The following is a 17,400-nucleotide window of genomic DNA, read 5'->3' on the forward strand; positions in this document are numbered from 1 at the left end:
AAAGAGAAAAGGCCCGCGCCTGGGCTGGCGCGGGCCTTTTCCGTTCTGACACCCCGCCGAGGCGGGGCGACTGGGAGCTCTTAGCGAGCGGCCTGCAGGCGCTCGACGGCGGCGGTGACGCGCTCGTTGAGCGGCTTGACCGCATCCTTCACCGACGACGACACGATGTCCGACATCTTCGAAACTTCGGCGATGTAGGCGTCGAGGGCCGACTTGGCGTAGGTGGTTTGAAGTTCGATCACTTCCTGCACCGACTTGGCGCCCGAGAGCGACTTGGCGGCGGCGACGTGATCTTCAATGGCCTTCTTGGAGTAGGCCATGGCCTGGGCGCCGAGGGCTTCAGCGCCCTTGGTCGAGGCGGTCACCGAGGCGATGACGGCTTCCAGGTTCTTCTTCGAATGGGTGTTCATCTCGTTCAGTTGAGCGAGCGACTTCTCGACGGCGTCCTTGAAGGCGACGTTGCCGGCGGTGGTGAACTGTTCGACAGTGTTCTTGACGGTCTCAGCGGCGGCCATGGGCGGGCTCCTGGGGTCGGGATGGGGCGGTGGTACCGCGACGCAAACGTGGACGGGGGACTTGCCTTGAACTCCCCCTCGTTTCCCATGTTGCAGTGCAGCAGTCAAGGGGATTTTGTGCAGTGCACAATCGCCTAGCCGTTCACTAGGCGCAGGGCGTTCACGCAAGAGTTGAACGCATCAGGCGCGACAAATGGGCCCGTTCAAGTCCTGTTTACCATCGCGCAAGGCTACCGCTGGCATGCTAGGACTCACCTGGAGTGGCCCGGGGGGCCGCTTAACCCTTTGTATCGACGGACGAACCGTATGTTCGAGCGCGCCCGCCGCCTGATTGCGTCCCTTGCCCTCGCCGCCGCGACAGCCATCGCGCCGGTGACGGCCTCGACCGCACAGGCTCAGGTTTCTTACCTTCAGCTGCCCGCCAGCCAACCGAAGTACGCGGCCATTGTGGTCGATGCGAAGACCGGCGAGGTCATGTACGCCAAACGCGCGGACAGTCCCCGGTATCCCGCCTCGATTACAAAAGTGATGACGCTGTACCTGGCGTTCGAGGCGCTGGCGGCCGGCCGCATCCGGCTTGACGACCCGGTGGTGATCTCGCCCCGCGCCGCCGCGCAGGCGCCGACCAAGCTTGGCCTGCGCCCCGGCGAAACCCTGACCGTCGAACAGGCGATGCAGGCCCTGGCGATCAAATCCGCCAACGACATCGCCGTCGCGCTGGCCGAAAAGCTCGGCGGCTCGGAAGCGCGCTTCGCGGCGATGATGACCCTGCGCGCCGAAGAGCTCGGCATGCAGAACACCCGCTTCGTCAACGCTTCTGGGCTGCCTGACAGCCGCCAGGTTTCGACGGCCCGCGACATCGCCATTCTGTCGCGCGCGGTGATGCGCGACTACCCGCAGTACTACAAGCTGTTCAGCCAGCAGAGCTTCACGTTCCGCGGCGTGACCATGCGCAACCACAATGGTCTGCTCGGCCGAATGCCGGGCGTCGACGGCCTGAAGACCGGCTTCACCAACGCCTCTGGCTTTAACATCGCGGTCTCCGCGGTGCGCGACAATCGCCGCCTGATCACCGTCGTGCTGGGCGCGCCGTCGACCGCGGTGCGCAACAACAACGCCGAAGACCTGATTCTGACGGGCTTCGACGTCATGGCCCGCCGCGACCGCGGCGAGAAGATCACCGTCGCCCAAAACCTGTTCGAACCGGAGCCCAGCGGCCCGATCGTCCGCCCCTCGGTGGAGCAAGGCGACAACGAGCAGGACGGCCTGAAGATCGTGCTCGCCTCCGCCAGCCCGACGCCGGCCGCCGCCCGCACCAAGATCGTCGAGCCCTCCAAGAGCGCCTTGCGCGACAAGAAAGCCGCCGGAAAGTGGTCGGTCCAGGTCGGCGCGTTCAAGTCGAAGGCCGACGCCAAGGAACAGCTCGCCCTGGTCTCCAAGCGCTTCGGCAAGCACTTCAGCGCCGCCAACGGCGAAGTCGGCGGCAAGGTGGGCGGCTCCTACCGCGCGCGGTTCTCGGGCTACACTGAAGCCTCGGCCAAGGATGCCTGCCAAGCCCTGAAGGCTAAGCGTCTGGCCTGCATGGTCGTCAAGCCGGCCTGACGAAACTACTTCTTCAACAGACGATCCCTGGCCGCGTTGAGCTGCGCGGCCAGGCCGCTGGTCCCACCCTTGTCAGGGTGGGCCAAGCGCATCAGGCGGCCATAGGCCTCCTTGATCTCGGCCTCGGTGGCGCTCGGCCCGACCCCCAAAATGGATCGCGCTTCACTATCGCTGATTCGTCCGGCGGCCGGTGGAACCGCCATCCCCGTCCGCCGTGTGGACGCGGCAAGCCAAAGGCCCATGACCACCAGCACGATGGACTTGCCCCACCCGCCGCGCACGCCGACATAAGCCGCCGCCGCAAAGCAGGCGATCGCCAACGCGCCGGCCAGGAACCGCCACTCGCGCCGCTTCAGCATGGGCTTGCCGCGGGTGATCCAGACCAGCAGGACCAACGCCAGGCAGCCAAGGGCGAGATAGAGCATCTGGACTCGGCTATTGCGCCGCCAGAAGCTCGTCGCCGTCCAGCCCCGACAGGCCCAGCGAGCCCATCAGCGCCCGCAGTTCCTGGCGCGCGGCCACGTGCTGCAGCGACATCGCCACGGGGCGGATCGTCGGCGACAGGTCCGCAATGGTCAGGCCGAACGGGAACAGCTCGCGATAGATAACCCGGTCACGCAGGCCCGGCCCCACGCGGAAGCCGACCCGGCGCGAGAGCGCCTGGACGCGCTCATCCAGGCGCTTGCGGTTACGCGCCTCGGTCGGGGCCAAGCGGTTGCGCAGAACCACCCAGTCGATCGACTTGCCGGTCGCCACGGCCCGAACCTTGCGACTGTTCCAGACGGTTTCCGAATAGAGGCTCGGTCGCTTCAGCTCCAGGGTAACAGGGTCCACCACGCCCAGCATGTCGAAGTCGACGAAGCTGTCGTTCATCGGCGTGACGACCAGGTCGGCCTGGCCGTGCGCGGCGCGGCCGATGGCAGTGTCGCTGCCGGGGGTGTCGATCAAAACAAAGTCCGCCTGCTCGGCCGCCCGGCCGAACGCGTCCTCGAACTGAGCCAGCGCATCTGCGTCGGCGGCCTTGGCGAGCTCGGCCGGCAGCTGAAACTCCAGCGGCATGGGGGCCGCCGCGCCATTGGCGTCCAGCCAGGCCCGTCGGTGGGCGAAGAAGTGCGCCATCGACTGCTGGCGCACGTCGAGATCCAGCGTGGCGACCTTGGCTCCCGCATGCAGCAGGGCGGTCGCGACGTGGATGGCGATGGTGGACTTCCCCGCCCCGCCCTTCTCGTTCCCGACGACGATCACCTTGGCTTGTGACATCGATTCTCAACTCCAAAACCGATTCGGCGACCTCGCACCGATTCTATTGGTTAACAGGAACCTTCACCACGACGCGCCGTCAACGTAAGGCGCCGCTACGGCTGTGGATGGAATGGACGCCGCCGGCCGACCGCGCCATAAGCCCCACACCCTGCTTAGCGAGTACATCATGCCTCAGATCGCCATCGTCCGCACTGTCGCCGACCTCCGCGCTCAGGTCGCAGCCTGGCGCAGCACGGGCGAGCGGGTCGCGCTGGTCCCGACCATGGGCGCGTTGCACGAAGGTCACCTGTCGCTGATCGCGCTGGCCAAGACCAAGGCCGACCGCGTCGTCGCCAGCGTGTTCGTCAATCCGACTCAGTTCGGCCCCAACGAGGACTTCGACGCCTATCCGCGCGGCGAAGCGCGGGACGCCGAGCTGCTGGCCGGCGCAGGCTGCGACCTGCTCTTCGCTCCGACGGTCGCCGAAATGTACCCGCAAGGCTTCTCCACCACCGTCAATGTCACCGGCGTGACTGAGCCGCTCGATGGCGCCGCCCGCCCCGGCCACTTCGCCGGCGTCGCCACCGTCGTCTCGAAGCTGCTGCTGCAATGCGGGCCAGACGTTGCAATCTTCGGCGAGAAGGACTTCCAGCAGCTGCAGGTCATCAAGCGCGTGGTCCGCGATCTGGACATTCCGGTCGAGATCGTCGGCGCCCCGACCTCGCGGCTGGAGGATGGCCTCGCCCGCTCCTCGCGCAACGCCTATCTCAGCGACGCTGAGCGAGAGGTCGCAGGCCGCATGAATGTCGCGCTGGCCGATGCAGTGCGCCGTTTGCAGGCCGGCGAGACCGTCGAACGGGTCGAGGCCACGGGTTTGGCCGCCCTTGAGCGAGCGGGCTTCCAGCGCATCGACTATTTCGAAGTCCGCAACGCCGACGACCTGAGCCATCCGGGCCCCGGTCCGCTGACGGTTCCCGGCCGCGTGTTGGCCGCCGCCGTGGTCGGCAAGACGCGCCTGATCGACAACATGGCCGTCTAGCCGCCTGCCGCTACCACGCGCCGGCCTCACGCAGCTGGCGCGCCAGCTCCGGCGGAATCTCGCCGTCGACGCCCCCGGCGAGATCCGGCGGCGCGTCCTTGGCCTCTAGATAGCGCCAGCCCTGGAATGCACGCCGCGGCGTCGGCGCCACGCGGACGATCTCTGGATCGACGGTGACCTGACAGCGGGCGGCCACACCCTCGCCCACGGTATCGACGGCCAGGATGGTCTGGCGGCACATGATCACGCCCTTGAACACCCGATAGAGCGATCCGCCCTGCAGCAGTTCGGCGGCGCGCTTTGGCGTCTGGCGGGTGTGCATGATCCAGGGTCTTCCCGCCTGATGCCAGGCGAGCAGGTCCTCGATGGTGTCGCACCCCACCACCAGCTTGATCATGTGCAGCGCCATGGTCTTCAGATCTGCCAGTTGGGCTTGCGCTTTTCGAGGAAAGCCCGCACGCCCTCCTGGCCCTCGGGACTGACGCGAATGCGGGCGATCCGCCGCGCCGTCTCTTCCATCACATCTTCGACCGGCCGATAGGCGACGTCCTCGACCAGCTTCTTGGATTGGGCGACCGCCTCGGGGCCGCAGGCCATCATATCCTGGGCGATCCGGTCGCGCGCCTCGGTCAGCTGGGCGCCGTCGGCGACCACCTCGCTGACCAGCCCCACCTTCTCGGCGTAGGCGGCGTCGAACACCTTGCCGGTCGCGAACAGCGCTCGCGCCTCGCGCGGCCCGACCGCCTGGACGACGTAGGGGCTGATGGTGGCTGCGATCAGGCCGAGCCGAACTTCGGAGAAGCTGAATTTCGCGTCGGCGGTGGCGACCGCCATGTCGCACGCCGCGGCAAGGCCGGCGCCGCCCCCATAGGCCCCGCCTTCGACCAGCGCCACTGTGAGCGCGGGAATGTCCCACAGGCTCTTGAGCATCCGCGCCAGCAGCATGGCGTCGTCGCGGTTGTCCGCCTCGTTGCGGTCAGCCGCCTCGCGCATCCAATCCAGATCGGCGCCTGCGCTGAACGTCGAGCCCGCCCCACGCAGGAACACCACCCGCACGCCCTCGGCGCCTTGCAGCGTCTCAAACGCCTCGTGGAGGGCGGCGATCAGCTCGGCGTTGAAGGCGTTGCGGCGGATCGCCCGGTTGAGCGTCACGGTCGCCACGCCCTCCAGGGTCGCGTCGATGTCGACCAGCCGGGACTCGGCGTCGGTGTCAGTGATTTCGACCAGCGGGTCGGCGATCGGATTGGTCATGGCTGCGGTCTCCTGAATCCTTCAACAACGCTGGGCCGGAAGTTTGGATCAGGCCAAGCCATAGCCCCCCGGAGCGACGCAAGCTAGGCTGCTGGCGTGGTCAGCTTGCCTGATATTCCCAGCGAATCGGCGTTGGCCCGTCTCTTCTACGAGGAGCGCGGCCACGGCGAAGCGACGTGGTTCTCCCTGCCCGGCGGAGCGACGCTGTTTGAGGCCGGCGAGCCCGCCGACCACCTCTACTTTTTGCGTGCCGGACGCCTGGGCGCTTTCCGAAAGGACGAGAACGGCGAGCCGCAGTTCCTAGGCGTGATCCGGCCGGGCGAACCGGCGGGCGAGATGTCTCTGATCACCGGCGCGCCGCACAGCGGCGCAGTCGTCGCGCTACGGGACTCCGAGATCTTCGCCCTTCCCCGCGAAGCGTTCTTCGAGGCGGCCGAGACTGACGCCTCGGTGATGACCGAACTGGCGCGTCTGATGATCCTGCGCAGCCGCCAGGCGGTCAGCAAGACCTCGATCGGCGAGCCGTCGGTCTTTGGCTTTGTTGCGACGGGAGCCGCTGTCGCCGTCCGCCCGCTGCTCGACAAGGTCGCCCGCGAGATCGGGCGGCTCGGCTACTCGGTGACCGTGGTCGGCAGCGAGGCCCAGCAGGCCCCAACCGAATGGTTCTCCGAGGTCGAGCGCGACTATGACTTCGTGCTCTATGCGGCCGAGGTCGAGGACATCGGATGGAAGCAGGTGGTCGGTCGCCAGGTTGATCGCCTGTTCCGCGTCGCCCGTGGCGACACCGTCCCACCTTCGCAGGGACTGGCCCACGGCGAGCCGCTTCAGGCTCAGGGCCTGGTCGACCTGATCCTCGTACAGACCAAGACCTGTAAGGCCCCCAAGGGCTCCCAGGCCTGGGTCGATGCGTTGCGGCCCGCCCGGCTCTTCCATGTCCGCCGCGACAACGGCGACGACGCACAGCGGATCGCCCGCCTGCTGACGGGCCAATCGGTCGGCCTGGTGCTCTCTGGAGGCGGCGCGCGAGCCTACGCACACGTGGGCGCCATCAAGGCCCTGCGTGAGCGCGGCGTGCCGATCGACTTCGTCTGCGGCGTCTCCATGGGCGCGATCATCGGCGCAGGCTTGGCGGTCGGCTGGGACGGCGAGGAAATGGAGCGGCGGATCCGCGACGCATTCGTCACCACCAGCCCGCTGGACGACATCGCTCTGCCGCTGCTGGCCATGACCCGCGGCGAAAAGGTGCGCGAGCGCTTGGCCAAGCACTTCGACGACATCCAGATCGCCGACCTGTGGCTTCCGTTCTTCTGCGTGTCCTCGAACCTGACCACCGGCGCCTACCAACTCCACAAGAGCGGGCTGCTGCGCGAGGCGTTGCGCGCGACGATCTCTTTGCCCGGTGTGCTGCCGCCAGCCACCACCGAGGACAACAACGTCCTCGTCGATGGCGCGGTGATGAAGAACTTCCCGGCGGACATCATGCGACTGACCCAACTCGGACCGATCGTCGGGGTTGACGTCAGCCGGGGGCGCTCGATCACCGCCGACGACGTCGCGCGGCCGGAATCGGTTTGGCGCTGGATCCGGTCGGGCCAATGGCGCAAAGGCCCGCCGATCGTCTCCCTGCTGATGCGCGCCGCGACAGTCTCTAGTGGACGAGATCTCGCAGCGGCGCGGGAAGCGACCGACGTTCTGATCACGCCCGACCTCACCGGTGTGGAGATCCGCGACTGGTCGGCCTTCGATCCTGCCGTCGACGCTGGCTATCGCGCGACGATTGAGGTCCTCGACAAGCTGCCGCGGACTGTGACCGAGCTGCGCCGAGGGGCCGGCCGCGACGACGAAGCCGTCGCTCGGGGCGTCACGCTCGCTTGAGCTTCGATGAAGGGGTTTGCGAACCGGAAAATCGGGCCCATATTAAAGGTCCTGTTCAACAGCTGAAAGGAGGTGACCCAGTGTCTCATTGTCCTCATCCGAGTGTGGAAGCCGCGACCCGGGTCGCCGCTTACGAGGTCTCCAAGTAAGCGCCGAGTTGCGGGCCGCACTGCGGTCCGACAATGGAAGGGCCGGTTCTCGAAAGGGAACCGGCCCTTTGTCTTTCTGGGCCCAGAAAGGTCCGCCCATTACCTGGCAGGTCATGGAGCCCGCGCTCCGGCCCCGCTAGTCTTGCGCTCATGATCGCGACAGCAACCGCGGTGGGCGACCACCTTCGTCAATGGCGACAGCGCCGCCGGCTCAGCCAGCTCGACCTGGCCCTCGATGCCGAGATATCCACCCGCCACCTCAGCTTCCTCGAAACCGGCCGCGCCCAGCCCAGCCGGGACATGGTGCTGCGCCTAGCCGAGCACCTTGAGATCCCGTTGCGCGAACGCAATACGATCCTGGTCGCCGCCGGCTTCGCGCCGGTCTTCCCGCAACGCTCGTTGGACGACCCTGCCCTCGCCGCGGCGCGCAGGGCCGTCGACGTCATCCTAGCCGGGCACGAGCCCTATCCCGCCCTCGTCGTCGATCGCGGCTGGAACCTGGTCAGCGCCAACCGGATGATCGCGCCGATGATGGCCGGGGTCTCGCCGCATCTGCTGGATGCGCCGCTCAATGTCCTGCGGCTGACCCTGCATCCCGAAGGTCTGGCGCCGCGGATCTCCAATCTGCACGAATGGCGCGCCCACCTGCTTGACCGCCTGCGCCGCGAGGTGGATCTGACCGCCGACCCGGGACTCGCGAACTTGCTGACCGAACTGAAGGCCTATCCGATCCCAGGCGGCCAGCCGCCGCGCAAGCCGTCGGACGAGTTCGGGGGCGTCGCCATCCCATTCCGACTGCAGACGCCCGCGGGCCTGCTGTCGTTCTTCTCGACGACCACCGTCTTCGGCACGCCGGTCGACGTGACGGTGTCGGAACTGACGCTGGAGACGTTCTTTCCCGCCGACGCGGAGACGGGTCAGGCGCTGCGCGCCCTGGCCGACGACCTGCCGGGCTAGAAGTCCACGCAGGCCGGCTGGGTCACCAGCAGCACGGATTCCTGGTTGAACCGCGCTTTGTAAGCCTTGCGCGCGGCGTTGAGCTTCAGATTGGCTTCGATGCCGTTGGGCAGGACCAGGACCACAACCTTGGACGCCTCGCGGATGAGCTTGTTCTCATCGCCCTTCCACTGGCCGCCGCCCTCGAGCACGGTCAAGCCGCTGGGGAACCGAGGCGTCAGTTCCTCGTCCACGAACTTCCGAAAATCAGCCTCGGAAACGCCGGGTTTGCCGCCGATGTTCTGGCCGAAGAAGAGCTGAGCCGTGCGCATCGGCTCCTGCCCGGCGGGGCAGCTAGGCCCCATCAGACTGGCGCAGCCTCCGAGCGCCAGAACGCTGATGGCTGCCGAGAGGGTAACGACGCGCTTCATGTGTCATGGTTAGCACGCGTCGCGGCTAAGGCGGAACGGGTCCGTGGCTATTCGTCGCGCTCGAGAACGGCGTCCACGTGTTCGACGTCGGGACGGCCCAGCCGGTCGAGGATCATATAGACCGCCACACCGATCAGCCCCACGCCGGCGATCCCCGCCAGCCAGACCACCGTGCCGGGGTTGATCGCCCCGACGGTCTGCGGCTGCGGCATATTCAGCGCCCAGAACAGGCAACCGCCAAACAGCGCCACGCCCGCGCCAGCCAACCCGACGGCCGGGCCCAGGCCCGGGCGCCGGGCTGCCGGAATGGCGTCGCTGACTGGAAGCTCGAATTGGGGCGCTTGCGGCTCCAGCGTGGCCTCGACCTCCGGCGCAGCCTCAACGACCGGTTCCTCGATCAGGCTCGGCTCGGCGGCAGGTTCGGACTCGTTGGCCGCCACCAGCGCAAGTTTCGGCGCATCATAGGTCTCGGGCGATGCGAACTCTTCCTCCTCCGCCGGCGTGAGCACGAAAGCCGGCTCGACGGCAGGCTGCGGAAACGAGCCGCTCACAGGTCCCGGCTCGTCGATGACGAGCCGATGCGCCGGTTCGACGACAGGCCCCGTCTGCAGCGGTTCGCTGAAAATGCTCGAGAGCCGCGAAGACACCGACGCGGCCGCGGCGGCGGCAGGGCTCTGCTGTTCGTCCTCCAGGACAGCGCCAGCCGGCCGCTCCTGCTGGGCCTCGTCACGTTCGACGATAACCTTCGGACCGACCATGGGGGTGTTCAGCGCCGTCGGCGTCTGGCGCGGTACGACGCCCATGGCGTCGAGGTCGATAGTAGGCCGCACCACCGGCGACGGCGCCGGAATCCAGCCGTTCACCGGCGTCAGGAATAGAGTCTTCTCAGCTGAACGCCGACGGACGAGGGCGTCGACGACGATGGACTCGCCATCGAACTCGGCCTTGCGCCAGAGCTCCATCGCGCAGGCGGCTTGGATAAGGCTGCCTTCGTTCAGCCGGCGCAGCACCGACGAGCGCCGGAAGTTCTCAAGCCCGATATTGAAAGCGAACGCCGTCAGGGCGTCGAACTGGTTCTGATTGAGGGGCGTGAACACCCACTCGTTGATCGAGTGCGAAACGGCGATCAGGTCGTAGAGCAGCAGCGCCTCGGCGTCCTGTTCCGAGACTTCGGCGCCCTCGCGGGCCGTCTGGGTGTGGCCATGACCAATGGTCCAGCGCCCATCGGGCAGCTGGGCGGATTTCCGGCGATAGCCTTCGAAGCGCTTGATCAGCTCGATCGCCGATCTCGACACCTGGTTACGCGGTTTCATGGCCGATTGACCCATCCTGACACATGGGCGCATGCGCCCAGGGCTTAGTCGGCAAGATAGAGGCCGGTTACAGCAGGATCACTGCGGCGAGGCCCAGGAAGGCGAAGAAACCTGTGAAGTCCGTGGCGAAAGTCACGAAAACTGAGGATGAAACCGCGGGGTCGCGGCCCATCCGCTCGAGCACCAGAGGCGCGAGCACCCCGGCCAGCGAGGCGACGAACAGGTTTATGATAAGTGCGAGGCCAAACGTGACGCTCAGCATCAGGTCGCGGAACAGGAAATAGATCACGCCGCCGGTCACCGCGGCCAGCGCCGCGCCGTTGGCCAGGCCCACCGCCATCTCCCGGAAAACCGTCCGATAGGCGTTCACCGAGGACAGTTCCTTGCTGGCCAGCGCGCGCACGGCGACGGCCAGGGCCTGGGTGCCGGCGTTGCCGCCCAGCGAGGCCACGATCGGCATCAGCACCGCCAGGGTGACCAGCTTGGCGATCTCGCCCTCGAAGGCGCGGATCACGCTGGCCGCCAGGGCCGCCGTCACGGTGTTGAGGGCCAGCCACGGCAGGCGCGCTCGGATGATGTCCAAGACGTCGGCGTTTCGACCGGCGTCGGACACCCCGGCCAAGGCGAGGATATCCTCCTCGCTCTCTTCCTGGATGACGCCGACAATGTCATCGACGGTGATCTGGCCCACCAGCCGCCCGCCCGGCTCCACTACAGGCGCCGAGATCAGGTGATACTTGTCGAAAATGTAGGCGACCTCTTCCTGGTCCATTCCGACCGGAATTTCCGTCACCGGCTCCATGATCTGCGCGAGCGGCGTACTGCGCGGCGCGCGCAACAGATGGCTGACCGGCGCAGCGCCAACCGGCTTGTAGCTCGGGTCGACGACATAGACGTCGAAGAACAGCTCGGGCAGGTCGTCGGCTTCCCGGCGGAAGTGGTCGATGGTCTGACCGACGGTCCAGAACTGGGGGGCGGCGACGACCTCGCGCTGCATGATGCGGCCGGCGGTCTCATCCTCGTAGGACAGCGAGGTCTCGATGGCGGCCCGTTCGGTCTCCGGCATAGCCGCAAGCACCTGGACCCGCTTGTCGTCCTCCAGGTCGTCGACGACGTCTGCCGCATCGTCGGAGTCGAGTTCCTCGAGCACCTTGGCGAGAGTGGCCGGCGACACCGTCTCCAGCACCTCCTCGCGAATCTCGGTGTCGAGTTCGGAGAGAATCTCGGCCAGCGCCTCGGGCGCCAGGTGGGCCAGCACCTCGTCGCGGTACTCGGCCGACAGAAATCCCATCAGGTCGGCGACGTCGGCCGGGTGCAGCGCGCCCAGCAGTTCGCGCAACCGCTCGGCGTCGCCGCGGTCGGCGGCGTCCACCACCATCGCCACGAATTCGGGATTTAGCGCGTAGTCCTCGCCTAGGGCGAGGTCTTCGAGGTCTTCTTCGAGCTCTGGAGCAATCTTGTCGGCAGCTTCGGACAGGTCGGCCGTTTCGCGGCTCATGCGGACCTCCCTAGGCGTCGGACGAAGATGTGCTCAGTCGCTTTTGAAGACCCTGATTCACTGGTGCGGTCGAGAAGACTCGAACTTCCACGGGTTGCCCCACAGCGACCTCAACGCTGCGCGTCTACCAATTCCGCCACGACCGCTCGTGGTGAGGCGCGGCAGGTAGCAAACCCCCGCAGCTTTGTGAAGCCCTACTGACCGCCTGCCATGAAGTCATACACATCTGCCGCACGTGTAACGGCGATCGAGATGCGGTCTTCGTTGATCTGGATCTCCCCGCGAGCGACCGGATGGTTGTTCGCCAGGATCCAGACTTCCTCGTTCACCCCCGCGTCCAGCGGGATCACCGCGCCGCGGCCCATGCGCAGAAGCTGCTGCATCGGCAGGGTCGACCGGCCCAGCAGGACCGATATTTCGACGTTGACCTCGTTGACCTGACCCAAGACGCAAAGCCTTTGAAATACTAGACACATCGCGGGACGGGCTTTGACGCGCCCTACCCTGTCACCACATTGGGTCCAACATGCTTGACCGCTCGTTAAACCTCTCGCCGGACGCGCCGATATTCGGCCGCGACGACGGCTTGCCCACGCAGTGGGCGGTGTCGCGCACCCCCGTCCCGTACCCTGAAGCCGTTGCGGCGATGGAGGCGCGCGCCGCGGCCATCGCCGACGGAACGGCCGGCGAGCTAATCTGGCTGTTGGAGCATCCTCCGCTCTACACAGCGGGCGTATCGGCCAAGGACACTGACTTGCTGGAGCCGAATCGCTTTCCGGTCTTCGCCAGCGGCCGTGGCGGGCAGTTTACCTATCATGGCCCCGGCCAACGGGTGGCCTATGTGATGCTCGACCTGACGAAGCGCCGCCGCGACGTGCGCGCCTTCGTCGCCAGCCTCGAGGCCTGGGTCATCGGCGCCTTGGCCCGCTTCAACGTCGAGGGAGAGATTCGCGACGGTCGCGTCGGGGTCTGGGTGGAGCGCAAAGCGCCGGGCGCGCCGATTCGGGAGGACAAGATCGCCGCCATCGGCGTGAAGCTGCGCCGCTGGGTCTCGTTCCATGGCGTTTCGCTGAACGTCGAACCCGACCTCAGCCACTTCTCGGGCATCGTGCCTTGCGGCCAAACCGAGCACGGGGTCACCAGCCTGGTGGACCTGGGTCTGCCGGTGACCATGGACGAAGCCGACGACGCCTTGCGCGCGAGTTTCCGCCTGGTGTTCGGCGAGGTAGAGGAAGGTCTGCCGCCGATCTAGGCGCCGAGCGGCCGCAATGGGTTGGGTCCGAAGCGGTTGGCGCCCATCTCGCTGCCCATCACGCCCAGCTCGACCGCCGCCCAGACCAGGGCGAGGCCGAACAGGAAGTCGAAGAAGCCGATCGGCTGGGGCCATACCGCCACCAGTGCGAAAAGGATCAGCGCCGCCCACCATCCCGACTTGCCGCGGTCGTGCAGCCGCTTGGAGAGCACGCAGGCGCCGGCGTAGATCAGCGCCGGATAGACGAACCATCCAGTCAGCCAGTGCAAGGTGACACCGACCACCGCTTCGTAGACCGCAACCAGGCCCAGCAGGGTCGCCGCTGCGATCAGGAATGGCGCACGGGCGATCCGCCCTTGCGCGGAGAGCAGCAGCGCACCCCAGTCGGTCTGGCCGTTCATGCCCCCTCCAGGCGTCTCTAGCGCAACTTCACGGCGGTGCCGGCCGCGGTGACCATGAGCATGCCGTTGTCGACACCCAACGCCTCATAGTCCAGGTCGACCCCGACCACGGCGTCGGCGCCCAGCTTGGCCGCCTCGTCGCACATCTCGCGGATGGCGATGTCGCGGGCCTCCCGCAAGGCCTTCTCATAGCCCCCGGCCCGACCGCCGATGATGTTGGTGATGCCGGCGAACAGGTCGCGGAAGATGTGCGCGCCGATGATCGCCTCGCCGCTGACGACGCCGACGGTGCGGGCGATTTCGCGTTCGGCGATGTGGGGCGTGGTGCTTGTGATCATGGCGGCTCCTGGCGATGCACTTTCGCTAATGGCCCGGCGACCTTAGATTGACCAACATGAGCACGCCAGCCGCCTCCCCTTCCGGTTTCGACCTCACCCCCCCGACCGCCGACGAGCGCGCCGCGCTTGAGGCCGGGCTCTCAAGTGAAGAGGCGGATGTCCTGCTGCATCATGGCACCGAGGCCCCGTTCTGCGGCGGCCTGCTCGATAACAAGGAGGACGGCGTCTACTGTTGCCGCCTCTGCGCGCTGCCGCTGTTCCAGGCCAAGACCAAGTTCGAGAGCGGCACAGGCTGGCCCAGCTTCTTCGCCCCCTACGACGAGGCGCACGTAATCGGCGTTCGCGACGTCAGTTACGGCATGATCCGCATTGAAACCCGCTGCGCCCGCTGCGACAGCCACCAGGGCCATGTGTTCCCCGACGGCCCGCCGCCGACCCGGCTGCGCTACTGCATCAACTCGGTCTCGCTGGAGTTTGTCGCCAACGGCGAGCCGCTCCGCGACCCGCTGCACCGCGGCGACAACGCCGTCCTGGCCGGCGCGAAAGCCTGATCTCCGGGCGCCGGCTTCACCCCAGCCTGACCAGTTGGCGGACCACACGGAAAGCGCGCTAGGCTCCTCCCGAACAACGCCAGGGAGGCGACGCCGTGAAGGATTTCGCAGGTAAGACCGCCGTGATCACCGGCGGCGGAACGGGTATGGGCCGCGAACTGGCCCGCCAACTCGCCGCAGAAGGCTGCAACGTCGCCATGTGCGACGTCTCGGCCAAGGCCATGGACGAGACCGTCCGTCTCATCGAGGCCGACGGCAAGCCTCAGGGCGCCAAGGTCACCACCCACATCGCCGACGTCTCGCTCGAAGCTGCGCTGATCGCGTTCCGCGAGGAACTGGCCGAGCAGCAGCAGACCGACAGGATTCACCTGCTGTTCAACAACGCCGGCATCGCCGGCGGCGGCAGCATGATCGCCGACAGCCGCGCCTCCTGGGAGAAGACCTTCAACGTCTGCTGGGGCGGCGTCTATCTTGGGGTCCGCACCTTTCTGCCGATGCTGATGGCCGCGGACGAGGGCCACATCGTCAACACCTCCAGCGTCAACGGCTTCTGGGCGACTATCGGGCCGAATACCTCGCACACCGCCTACGCCGCGGCGAAGTTCGCGGTGAAAGGCTTCACCGAGGCGCTGGTCACCGACCTGCGGATCCACGCCCCACATATCAAGTGCTCGGTCGTGATGCCGGGCCATATAGGCACCTCGATCATCGCCAACTCGCGCAAGGTTCAGGCCGGCGTCGATTCCGACGACATGAGCGCCGATGAACTTGCCCAGGCCCGTGCACGACTGACCGCGGCGGGCATGGACGCGGCGTCTGTCCCAGACGCCGCAATCCAAGCGATGTCCGCCGAGATGGCGCGCAGCTTCCTTGAAGACGCCCCGATGACAGCCGCCGCCGCCGCAAGGGTGATCCTCGACGGCGTACGCGATGAACGCTGGCGGATCCTGGTCGGCGACGACGCCCATGCCTTGGACCAATGGGTGCGCAAGGATCCCGAACGTGCCTACGAGCCGGAGTTCTTCACCGACTTCGCCCGCGAGGTCGGCTGGCGGATCGGCGGCTAGCCGTAGAGCCGCGCAGCCGACATCTCGACGATCGAACTGTCGAACTGCGCCGGATCCCCGTCATCAAGGATCCAGGCCGCTGATAGTCCGCTGTAGGCCAGGATCCACATCAGCAACCGGCGCGGATCCTGGCCGGTCTTCTCAGTGACGATGGCAAGGTAGCGGTCGAGCCGGCCAGGGATGAGCGCCGTCGCCGTGTCTGGATTGCAGAACGGGTTGGCGTAGTCGTAGCCGCGCTCGCCCAGCACGCCCTTCGGATCGATCGCCAGCCAGCCCTTCGCACCAAAGTCGAGGACGTTGCCGTGGTGAACGTCGCCGTGCAGCGCCACGACATCGCGCGGCTCCGCCAGCAGCGCCTGCGCAGTCTCGTGCGCCCTGACGAGCACGCCGCCATGCCTGTCCGCACCCGGCCCCAGCGCGGCGAACCAGACATCCAACGGAACCAGCGTGTCGGGCGGAGGCGTTCGCCGCGGCGCATGCAGCACCTGCACGGCGTCACAGATGATCGCCGTGGCCGCGTCATCCTCGTCGCCGCGAGACATGCGGATCAACGAACGCGGCCCTTCCGCGCGCTCCAACAATAGGGCCGGTCCCTCCCGCGCCAGCACTTCGGCGGCGCCCTGCCCGGCCCACCACTGCATCAGCGCGCCGCCGGCGATCTCCTCGGGCGCATAGGCGAGCTTCAGGATCGCAGCCCGCCGGCCTTGGCGCACGGGCAACAGCCAGCTTCCCGTGTACTCGGTCGTGAATGCCTCGCCGTCGGGAACAAGGTCCCAACGGTCGAGCCAGGATTGAAAGGATGGCGCCGTCACGCCGTCAATGTAGGGCGCGGGCGCGACGGGGCCAGGGCGCAGCTAGTTCTTTCGACCCGCCGCCCGCATCTGCTCAGCGTTGGCGGCGTCGCCAAAGCCGGTTCCCGATCCGGTGATCGGGTCGTTGCGCCGTACCCGCAGGTTGTTTTGGACATGGGTCACGCCGGCCATGTCCTCGATCAACCGCTCGGCCCGGTGCTTGGCCTCGCGTTCGAGCACCTGGCCCGACAGGGTCACCTCGCCGCCCTCGACCGTCACGGTGATCGCGCTGGCGTCGAGCCACGGATCGTCGGTCAGCCGCTCATGCGCCTCTTCGCTGATCCGCGTGTCGGTGCGCTTGTAGCCGCTGGGTCCCCGCCCGCGATGGTCGCCCTCCCCGAGCCACGAAGCGACGCGGTCGCCGGCCCGTTCCCAGAAGCTGCGGCGGTCCGGCTCGTCTTCGTAGTGGCCAATGTGGTCGGGATGTCGGTCGCCATAGGCGACGCGATAGGCGCGTTCATCCCGCCAGCGCTCATCGCCATAGCGGTCGTCGCGATGACGCGGCGATCCATAGGCATAGGCGCCTCCCCGGGTGATCGCCCGCTCGTCGTCCCGATAGTCAGGACGGCGATCATAGTCTGAATAGGCGCGCCGCGCCCGCCGGGCCATTCGCGCCTCGTAGGCGTAGTCTGATGAATCGCGCGGACTGGTGTAGTCCACGCCGCTCTCGCGCTCGCCGAAGACATGCTCACGTCCGCGCGGCTGGAAACTGCGATCGCCGTATAGCCCGCGGTCGTAACGGTCGTCGCGCTCGTGCCGACGATAGCGCCCATACCCGCGTTCACGGTCCAGCCGTTCCAGTTCCTCGCGCTCATCCATCCATCGGTCGGACATGGTCGTTCTCCCTGGTTGTCGTTGCGTCATGCGAGCGACAACGAGGGATCGCGGCGCCGGTTCCGGCCAGATTTCACGCCAAGCTTGGCTCTACAGCGGAATGTTGTCGTGTTTCTTCCAGGGGTTGGCGAGTTGCTTTCCCTGGAGGTTCTTCAGCGCGTTGGCGATGCGCCGGCGAGTGGAGTGCGGCATGATGACATCGTCGATGTAGCCGCGGGAAGCGGCGACGAACGGATTGGCGAAGCGCTGCTTGTA

At 67.0% G+C, this 17,400-nt stretch carries 21 protein-coding genes and 1 tRNA gene; 7 read left to right on the forward strand and 15 right to left on the reverse strand.

What is annotated here, in order from left to right; genetic code table 11:
* Nucleotides 1-80: 80 nt before the first annotated feature.
* Complete coding sequence (locus tag GGQ61_RS05670; RefSeq protein ID WP_183770489.1) at nucleotides 81-515, reverse strand: phasin family protein; 435 nt, start codon at nucleotides 513-515, stop codon at nucleotides 81-83.
* 306 nt (nucleotides 516-821) lie between these two features.
* Between GGQ61_RS05670 and GGQ61_RS05675 the strand changes: the two genes are divergently transcribed.
* A complete protein-coding gene (locus tag GGQ61_RS05675) occupies nucleotides 822-2,117 on the forward strand; it encodes a D-alanyl-D-alanine carboxypeptidase (RefSeq protein ID WP_183770491.1) in 1,296 nt (431 codons plus the stop codon).
* 5 nt (nucleotides 2,118-2,122) lie between these two features.
* Here the strand turns inward: GGQ61_RS05675 and GGQ61_RS05680 are convergent, their stop codons facing one another.
* A complete protein-coding gene (locus GGQ61_RS05680; RefSeq protein ID WP_183770492.1) occupies nucleotides 2,123-2,542 on the reverse strand; it encodes a J domain-containing protein in 420 nt (139 codons plus the stop codon).
* Between the two features lie 10 nt (nucleotides 2,543-2,552).
* The gene (locus GGQ61_RS05685; protein ID WP_183770494.1) at nucleotides 2,553-3,377 is read right to left on the reverse strand and encodes a division plane positioning ATPase MipZ; all 825 of its coding nucleotides are present in this window, start codon (nucleotides 3,375-3,377) and stop codon (nucleotides 2,553-2,555) included.
* Between the two features lie 169 nt (nucleotides 3,378-3,546).
* On the opposite strand from GGQ61_RS05685, the gene panC reads away from it, so the two are divergent.
* A complete protein-coding gene (panC, locus tag GGQ61_RS05690; protein WP_183770496.1) occupies nucleotides 3,547-4,398 on the forward strand; it encodes a pantoate--beta-alanine ligase in 852 nt (283 codons plus the stop codon).
* Between the two features lie 10 nt (nucleotides 4,399-4,408).
* Here panC and GGQ61_RS05695 read toward each other — a convergent pair whose 3' ends face one another.
* Complete coding sequence (locus GGQ61_RS05695; RefSeq protein WP_183770498.1) at nucleotides 4,409-4,807, reverse strand: DUF1489 family protein; 399 nt, start codon at nucleotides 4,805-4,807, stop codon at nucleotides 4,409-4,411.
* A gap of 5 nt (nucleotides 4,808-4,812) precedes the next feature.
* Nucleotides 4,813-5,649 (reverse strand): enoyl-CoA hydratase-related protein, encoded by an 837-nt coding sequence (locus tag GGQ61_RS05700; RefSeq protein WP_183770500.1) that lies wholly within the window; start codon nucleotides 5,647-5,649, stop codon nucleotides 4,813-4,815.
* Nucleotides 5,650-5,745: 96 nt separating this feature from the next.
* Between GGQ61_RS05700 and GGQ61_RS05705 the strand changes: the two genes are divergently transcribed.
* Both GGQ61_RS05705 and GGQ61_RS05710 read left to right on the forward strand, forming a co-directional pair.
* Entirely contained in the window at nucleotides 5,746-7,524 is a 1,779-nt protein-coding gene (locus GGQ61_RS05705; RefSeq protein WP_183770502.1) for a patatin-like phospholipase family protein, read from the forward strand.
* Nucleotides 7,525-7,823: 299 nt separating this feature from the next.
* Nucleotides 7,824-8,630, forward strand: coding sequence for a helix-turn-helix transcriptional regulator (locus GGQ61_RS05710; protein WP_183770504.1), 807 nt, complete (start codon nucleotides 7,824-7,826; stop codon nucleotides 8,628-8,630).
* Here the strand turns inward: GGQ61_RS05710 and GGQ61_RS05715 are convergent.
* The 5 genes from GGQ61_RS05715 to GGQ61_RS05735 all read right to left on the reverse strand — a co-directional run bounded on the left by GGQ61_RS05715 (nucleotide 8,627) and on the right by GGQ61_RS05735 (nucleotide 12,327).
* Nucleotides 8,627-8,941: a DUF3574 domain-containing protein gene (locus GGQ61_RS05715; RefSeq protein ID WP_183770506.1), complete on the reverse strand. Its 315-nt coding sequence runs from the start codon at nucleotides 8,939-8,941 to the stop codon at nucleotides 8,627-8,629. The genes GGQ61_RS05710 and GGQ61_RS05715 overlap by 4 nt on opposite strands.
* A gap of 146 nt (nucleotides 8,942-9,087) precedes the next feature.
* Nucleotides 9,088-10,353, reverse strand: coding sequence for a lysozyme (locus tag GGQ61_RS05720; RefSeq protein ID WP_183770507.1), 1,266 nt, complete (start codon nucleotides 10,351-10,353; stop codon nucleotides 9,088-9,090).
* A gap of 67 nt (nucleotides 10,354-10,420) precedes the next feature.
* Entirely contained in the window at nucleotides 10,421-11,851 is a 1,431-nt protein-coding gene (gene mgtE, locus GGQ61_RS05725; protein ID WP_183770509.1) for a magnesium transporter, read from the reverse strand.
* Nucleotides 11,852-11,912: 61 nt separating this feature from the next.
* A tRNA-Leu gene (locus GGQ61_RS05730) sits at nucleotides 11,913-11,997 on the reverse strand.
* A 48-nt stretch (nucleotides 11,998-12,045) separates the two neighbouring features.
* Nucleotides 12,046-12,327, reverse strand: coding sequence for a FliM/FliN family flagellar motor switch protein (locus GGQ61_RS05735; RefSeq protein ID WP_183770511.1), 282 nt, complete (start codon nucleotides 12,325-12,327; stop codon nucleotides 12,046-12,048).
* Between the two features lie 50 nt (nucleotides 12,328-12,377).
* Between GGQ61_RS05735 and lipB the strand changes: the two genes are divergently transcribed.
* A complete protein-coding gene (gene lipB, locus GGQ61_RS05740; RefSeq protein WP_183770513.1) occupies nucleotides 12,378-13,103 on the forward strand; it encodes a lipoyl(octanoyl) transferase LipB in 726 nt (241 codons plus the stop codon).
* On the opposite strand, the gene GGQ61_RS05745 is transcribed toward lipB, so the two are convergent.
* Together GGQ61_RS05745 and GGQ61_RS05750 are read right to left on the reverse strand one after the other, a co-directional pair.
* Nucleotides 13,100-13,504: a DUF805 domain-containing protein gene (locus tag GGQ61_RS05745; protein WP_183770514.1), complete on the reverse strand. Its 405-nt coding sequence runs from the start codon at nucleotides 13,502-13,504 to the stop codon at nucleotides 13,100-13,102. The genes lipB and GGQ61_RS05745 overlap by 4 nt on opposite strands.
* A 17-nt stretch (nucleotides 13,505-13,521) precedes the next feature.
* On the reverse strand, nucleotides 13,522-13,842 hold the full coding sequence (locus tag GGQ61_RS05750) for a heavy metal-binding domain-containing protein (RefSeq protein ID WP_183770516.1): 321 nt from the start codon (nucleotides 13,840-13,842) through the stop codon (nucleotides 13,522-13,524).
* Nucleotides 13,843-13,898: 56 nt separating this feature from the next.
* Here GGQ61_RS05750 and msrB point away from each other — a divergent pair, with 56 nt between their 5' ends.
* Nucleotides 13,899-14,393: a peptide-methionine (R)-S-oxide reductase MsrB gene (msrB, locus tag GGQ61_RS05755; RefSeq protein WP_425500963.1), complete on the forward strand. Its 495-nt coding sequence runs from the start codon at nucleotides 13,899-13,901 to the stop codon at nucleotides 14,391-14,393.
* A 95-nt stretch (nucleotides 14,394-14,488) separates the two neighbouring features.
* Nucleotides 14,489-15,460 carry an SDR family NAD(P)-dependent oxidoreductase gene (locus GGQ61_RS05760; RefSeq protein ID WP_183770520.1) on the forward strand — a complete coding sequence of 324 codons (972 nt, stop codon included), beginning with the start codon at nucleotides 14,489-14,491 and terminating at the stop codon, nucleotides 15,458-15,460.
* Here GGQ61_RS05760 and GGQ61_RS05765 read toward each other — a convergent pair.
* From GGQ61_RS05765 to GGQ61_RS05775, 3 genes are all read right to left on the reverse strand, one after another.
* The gene (locus GGQ61_RS05765; protein ID WP_183770522.1) at nucleotides 15,457-16,272 is read right to left on the reverse strand and encodes an aminoglycoside phosphotransferase family protein; all 816 of its coding nucleotides are present in this window, start codon (nucleotides 16,270-16,272) and stop codon (nucleotides 15,457-15,459) included. The two genes, GGQ61_RS05760 and GGQ61_RS05765, sit on opposite strands and share 4 nt — an antisense overlap.
* 42 nt (nucleotides 16,273-16,314) lie before the next feature.
* The gene (locus GGQ61_RS05770) at nucleotides 16,315-17,145 is read right to left on the reverse strand and encodes a BON domain-containing protein (RefSeq protein WP_221220832.1); all 831 of its coding nucleotides are present in this window, start codon (nucleotides 17,143-17,145) and stop codon (nucleotides 16,315-16,317) included.
* A gap of 90 nt (nucleotides 17,146-17,235) precedes the next feature.
* Nucleotides 17,236-17,400: carboxyl transferase domain-containing protein (locus GGQ61_RS05775; RefSeq protein ID WP_281372635.1), on the reverse strand; the 165-nt coding region annotated here is incomplete at its 5' end.

Source organism: Phenylobacterium haematophilum (assembly GCF_014196295.1).
Lineage (GTDB): Bacteria > Pseudomonadota > Alphaproteobacteria > Caulobacterales > Caulobacteraceae > Phenylobacterium > Phenylobacterium haematophilum.

What these genes read in the sequence shown, in the direction of transcription:
- GGQ61_RS05670 (WP_183770489.1), bottom strand. Translation starts at nt 515, where the DNA reads ATGGCCGCCGCTGAGACCGTCAAGAACACTGTCGAACAGTTCACCACC.
- GGQ61_RS05675 (WP_183770491.1), top strand. Translation starts at nt 822, where the DNA reads ATGTTCGAGCGCGCCCGCCGCCTGATTGCGTCCCTTGCCCTCGCCGCC.
- GGQ61_RS05750 (WP_183770516.1), bottom strand. Translation starts at nt 13,842, where the DNA reads ATGATCACAAGCACCACGCCCCACATCGCCGAACGCGAAATCGCCCGC.
- GGQ61_RS05735 (WP_183770511.1), bottom strand. Translation starts at nt 12,327, where the DNA reads ATGTGTCTAGTATTTCAAAGGCTTTGCGTCTTGGGTCAGGTCAACGAG.
- GGQ61_RS05770 (WP_221220832.1), bottom strand. Translation starts at nt 17,145, where the DNA reads ATGTCCGACCGATGGATGGATGAGCGCGAGGAACTGGAACGGCTGGAC.
- mgtE (WP_183770509.1), bottom strand. Translation starts at nt 11,851, where the DNA reads ATGAGCCGCGAAACGGCCGACCTGTCCGAAGCTGCCGACAAGATTGCT.
- GGQ61_RS05720 (WP_183770507.1), bottom strand. Translation starts at nt 10,353, where the DNA reads ATGAAACCGCGTAACCAGGTGTCGAGATCGGCGATCGAGCTGATCAAG.
- GGQ61_RS05700 (WP_183770500.1), bottom strand. Translation starts at nt 5,649, where the DNA reads ATGACCAATCCGATCGCCGACCCGCTGGTCGAAATCACTGACACCGAC.
- msrB (WP_425500963.1), top strand. Translation starts at nt 13,899, where the DNA reads ATGAGCACGCCAGCCGCCTCCCCTTCCGGTTTCGACCTCACCCCCCCG.
- GGQ61_RS05745 (WP_183770514.1), bottom strand. Translation starts at nt 13,504, where the DNA reads ATGAACGGCCAGACCGACTGGGGTGCGCTGCTGCTCTCCGCGCAAGGG.
- GGQ61_RS05695 (WP_183770498.1), bottom strand. Translation starts at nt 4,807, where the DNA reads ATGGCGCTGCACATGATCAAGCTGGTGGTGGGGTGCGACACCATCGAG.
- panC (WP_183770496.1), top strand. Translation starts at nt 3,547, where the DNA reads ATGCCTCAGATCGCCATCGTCCGCACTGTCGCCGACCTCCGCGCTCAG.
- GGQ61_RS05685 (WP_183770494.1), bottom strand. Translation starts at nt 3,377, where the DNA reads ATGTCACAAGCCAAGGTGATCGTCGTCGGGAACGAGAAGGGCGGGGCG.
- GGQ61_RS05715 (WP_183770506.1), bottom strand. Translation starts at nt 8,941, where the DNA reads ATGCGCACGGCTCAGCTCTTCTTCGGCCAGAACATCGGCGGCAAACCC.
- GGQ61_RS05680 (WP_183770492.1), bottom strand. Translation starts at nt 2,542, where the DNA reads ATGCTCTATCTCGCCCTTGGCTGCCTGGCGTTGGTCCTGCTGGTCTGG.
- lipB (WP_183770513.1), top strand. Translation starts at nt 12,378, where the DNA reads ATGCTTGACCGCTCGTTAAACCTCTCGCCGGACGCGCCGATATTCGGC.
- GGQ61_RS05710 (WP_183770504.1), top strand. Translation starts at nt 7,824, where the DNA reads ATGATCGCGACAGCAACCGCGGTGGGCGACCACCTTCGTCAATGGCGA.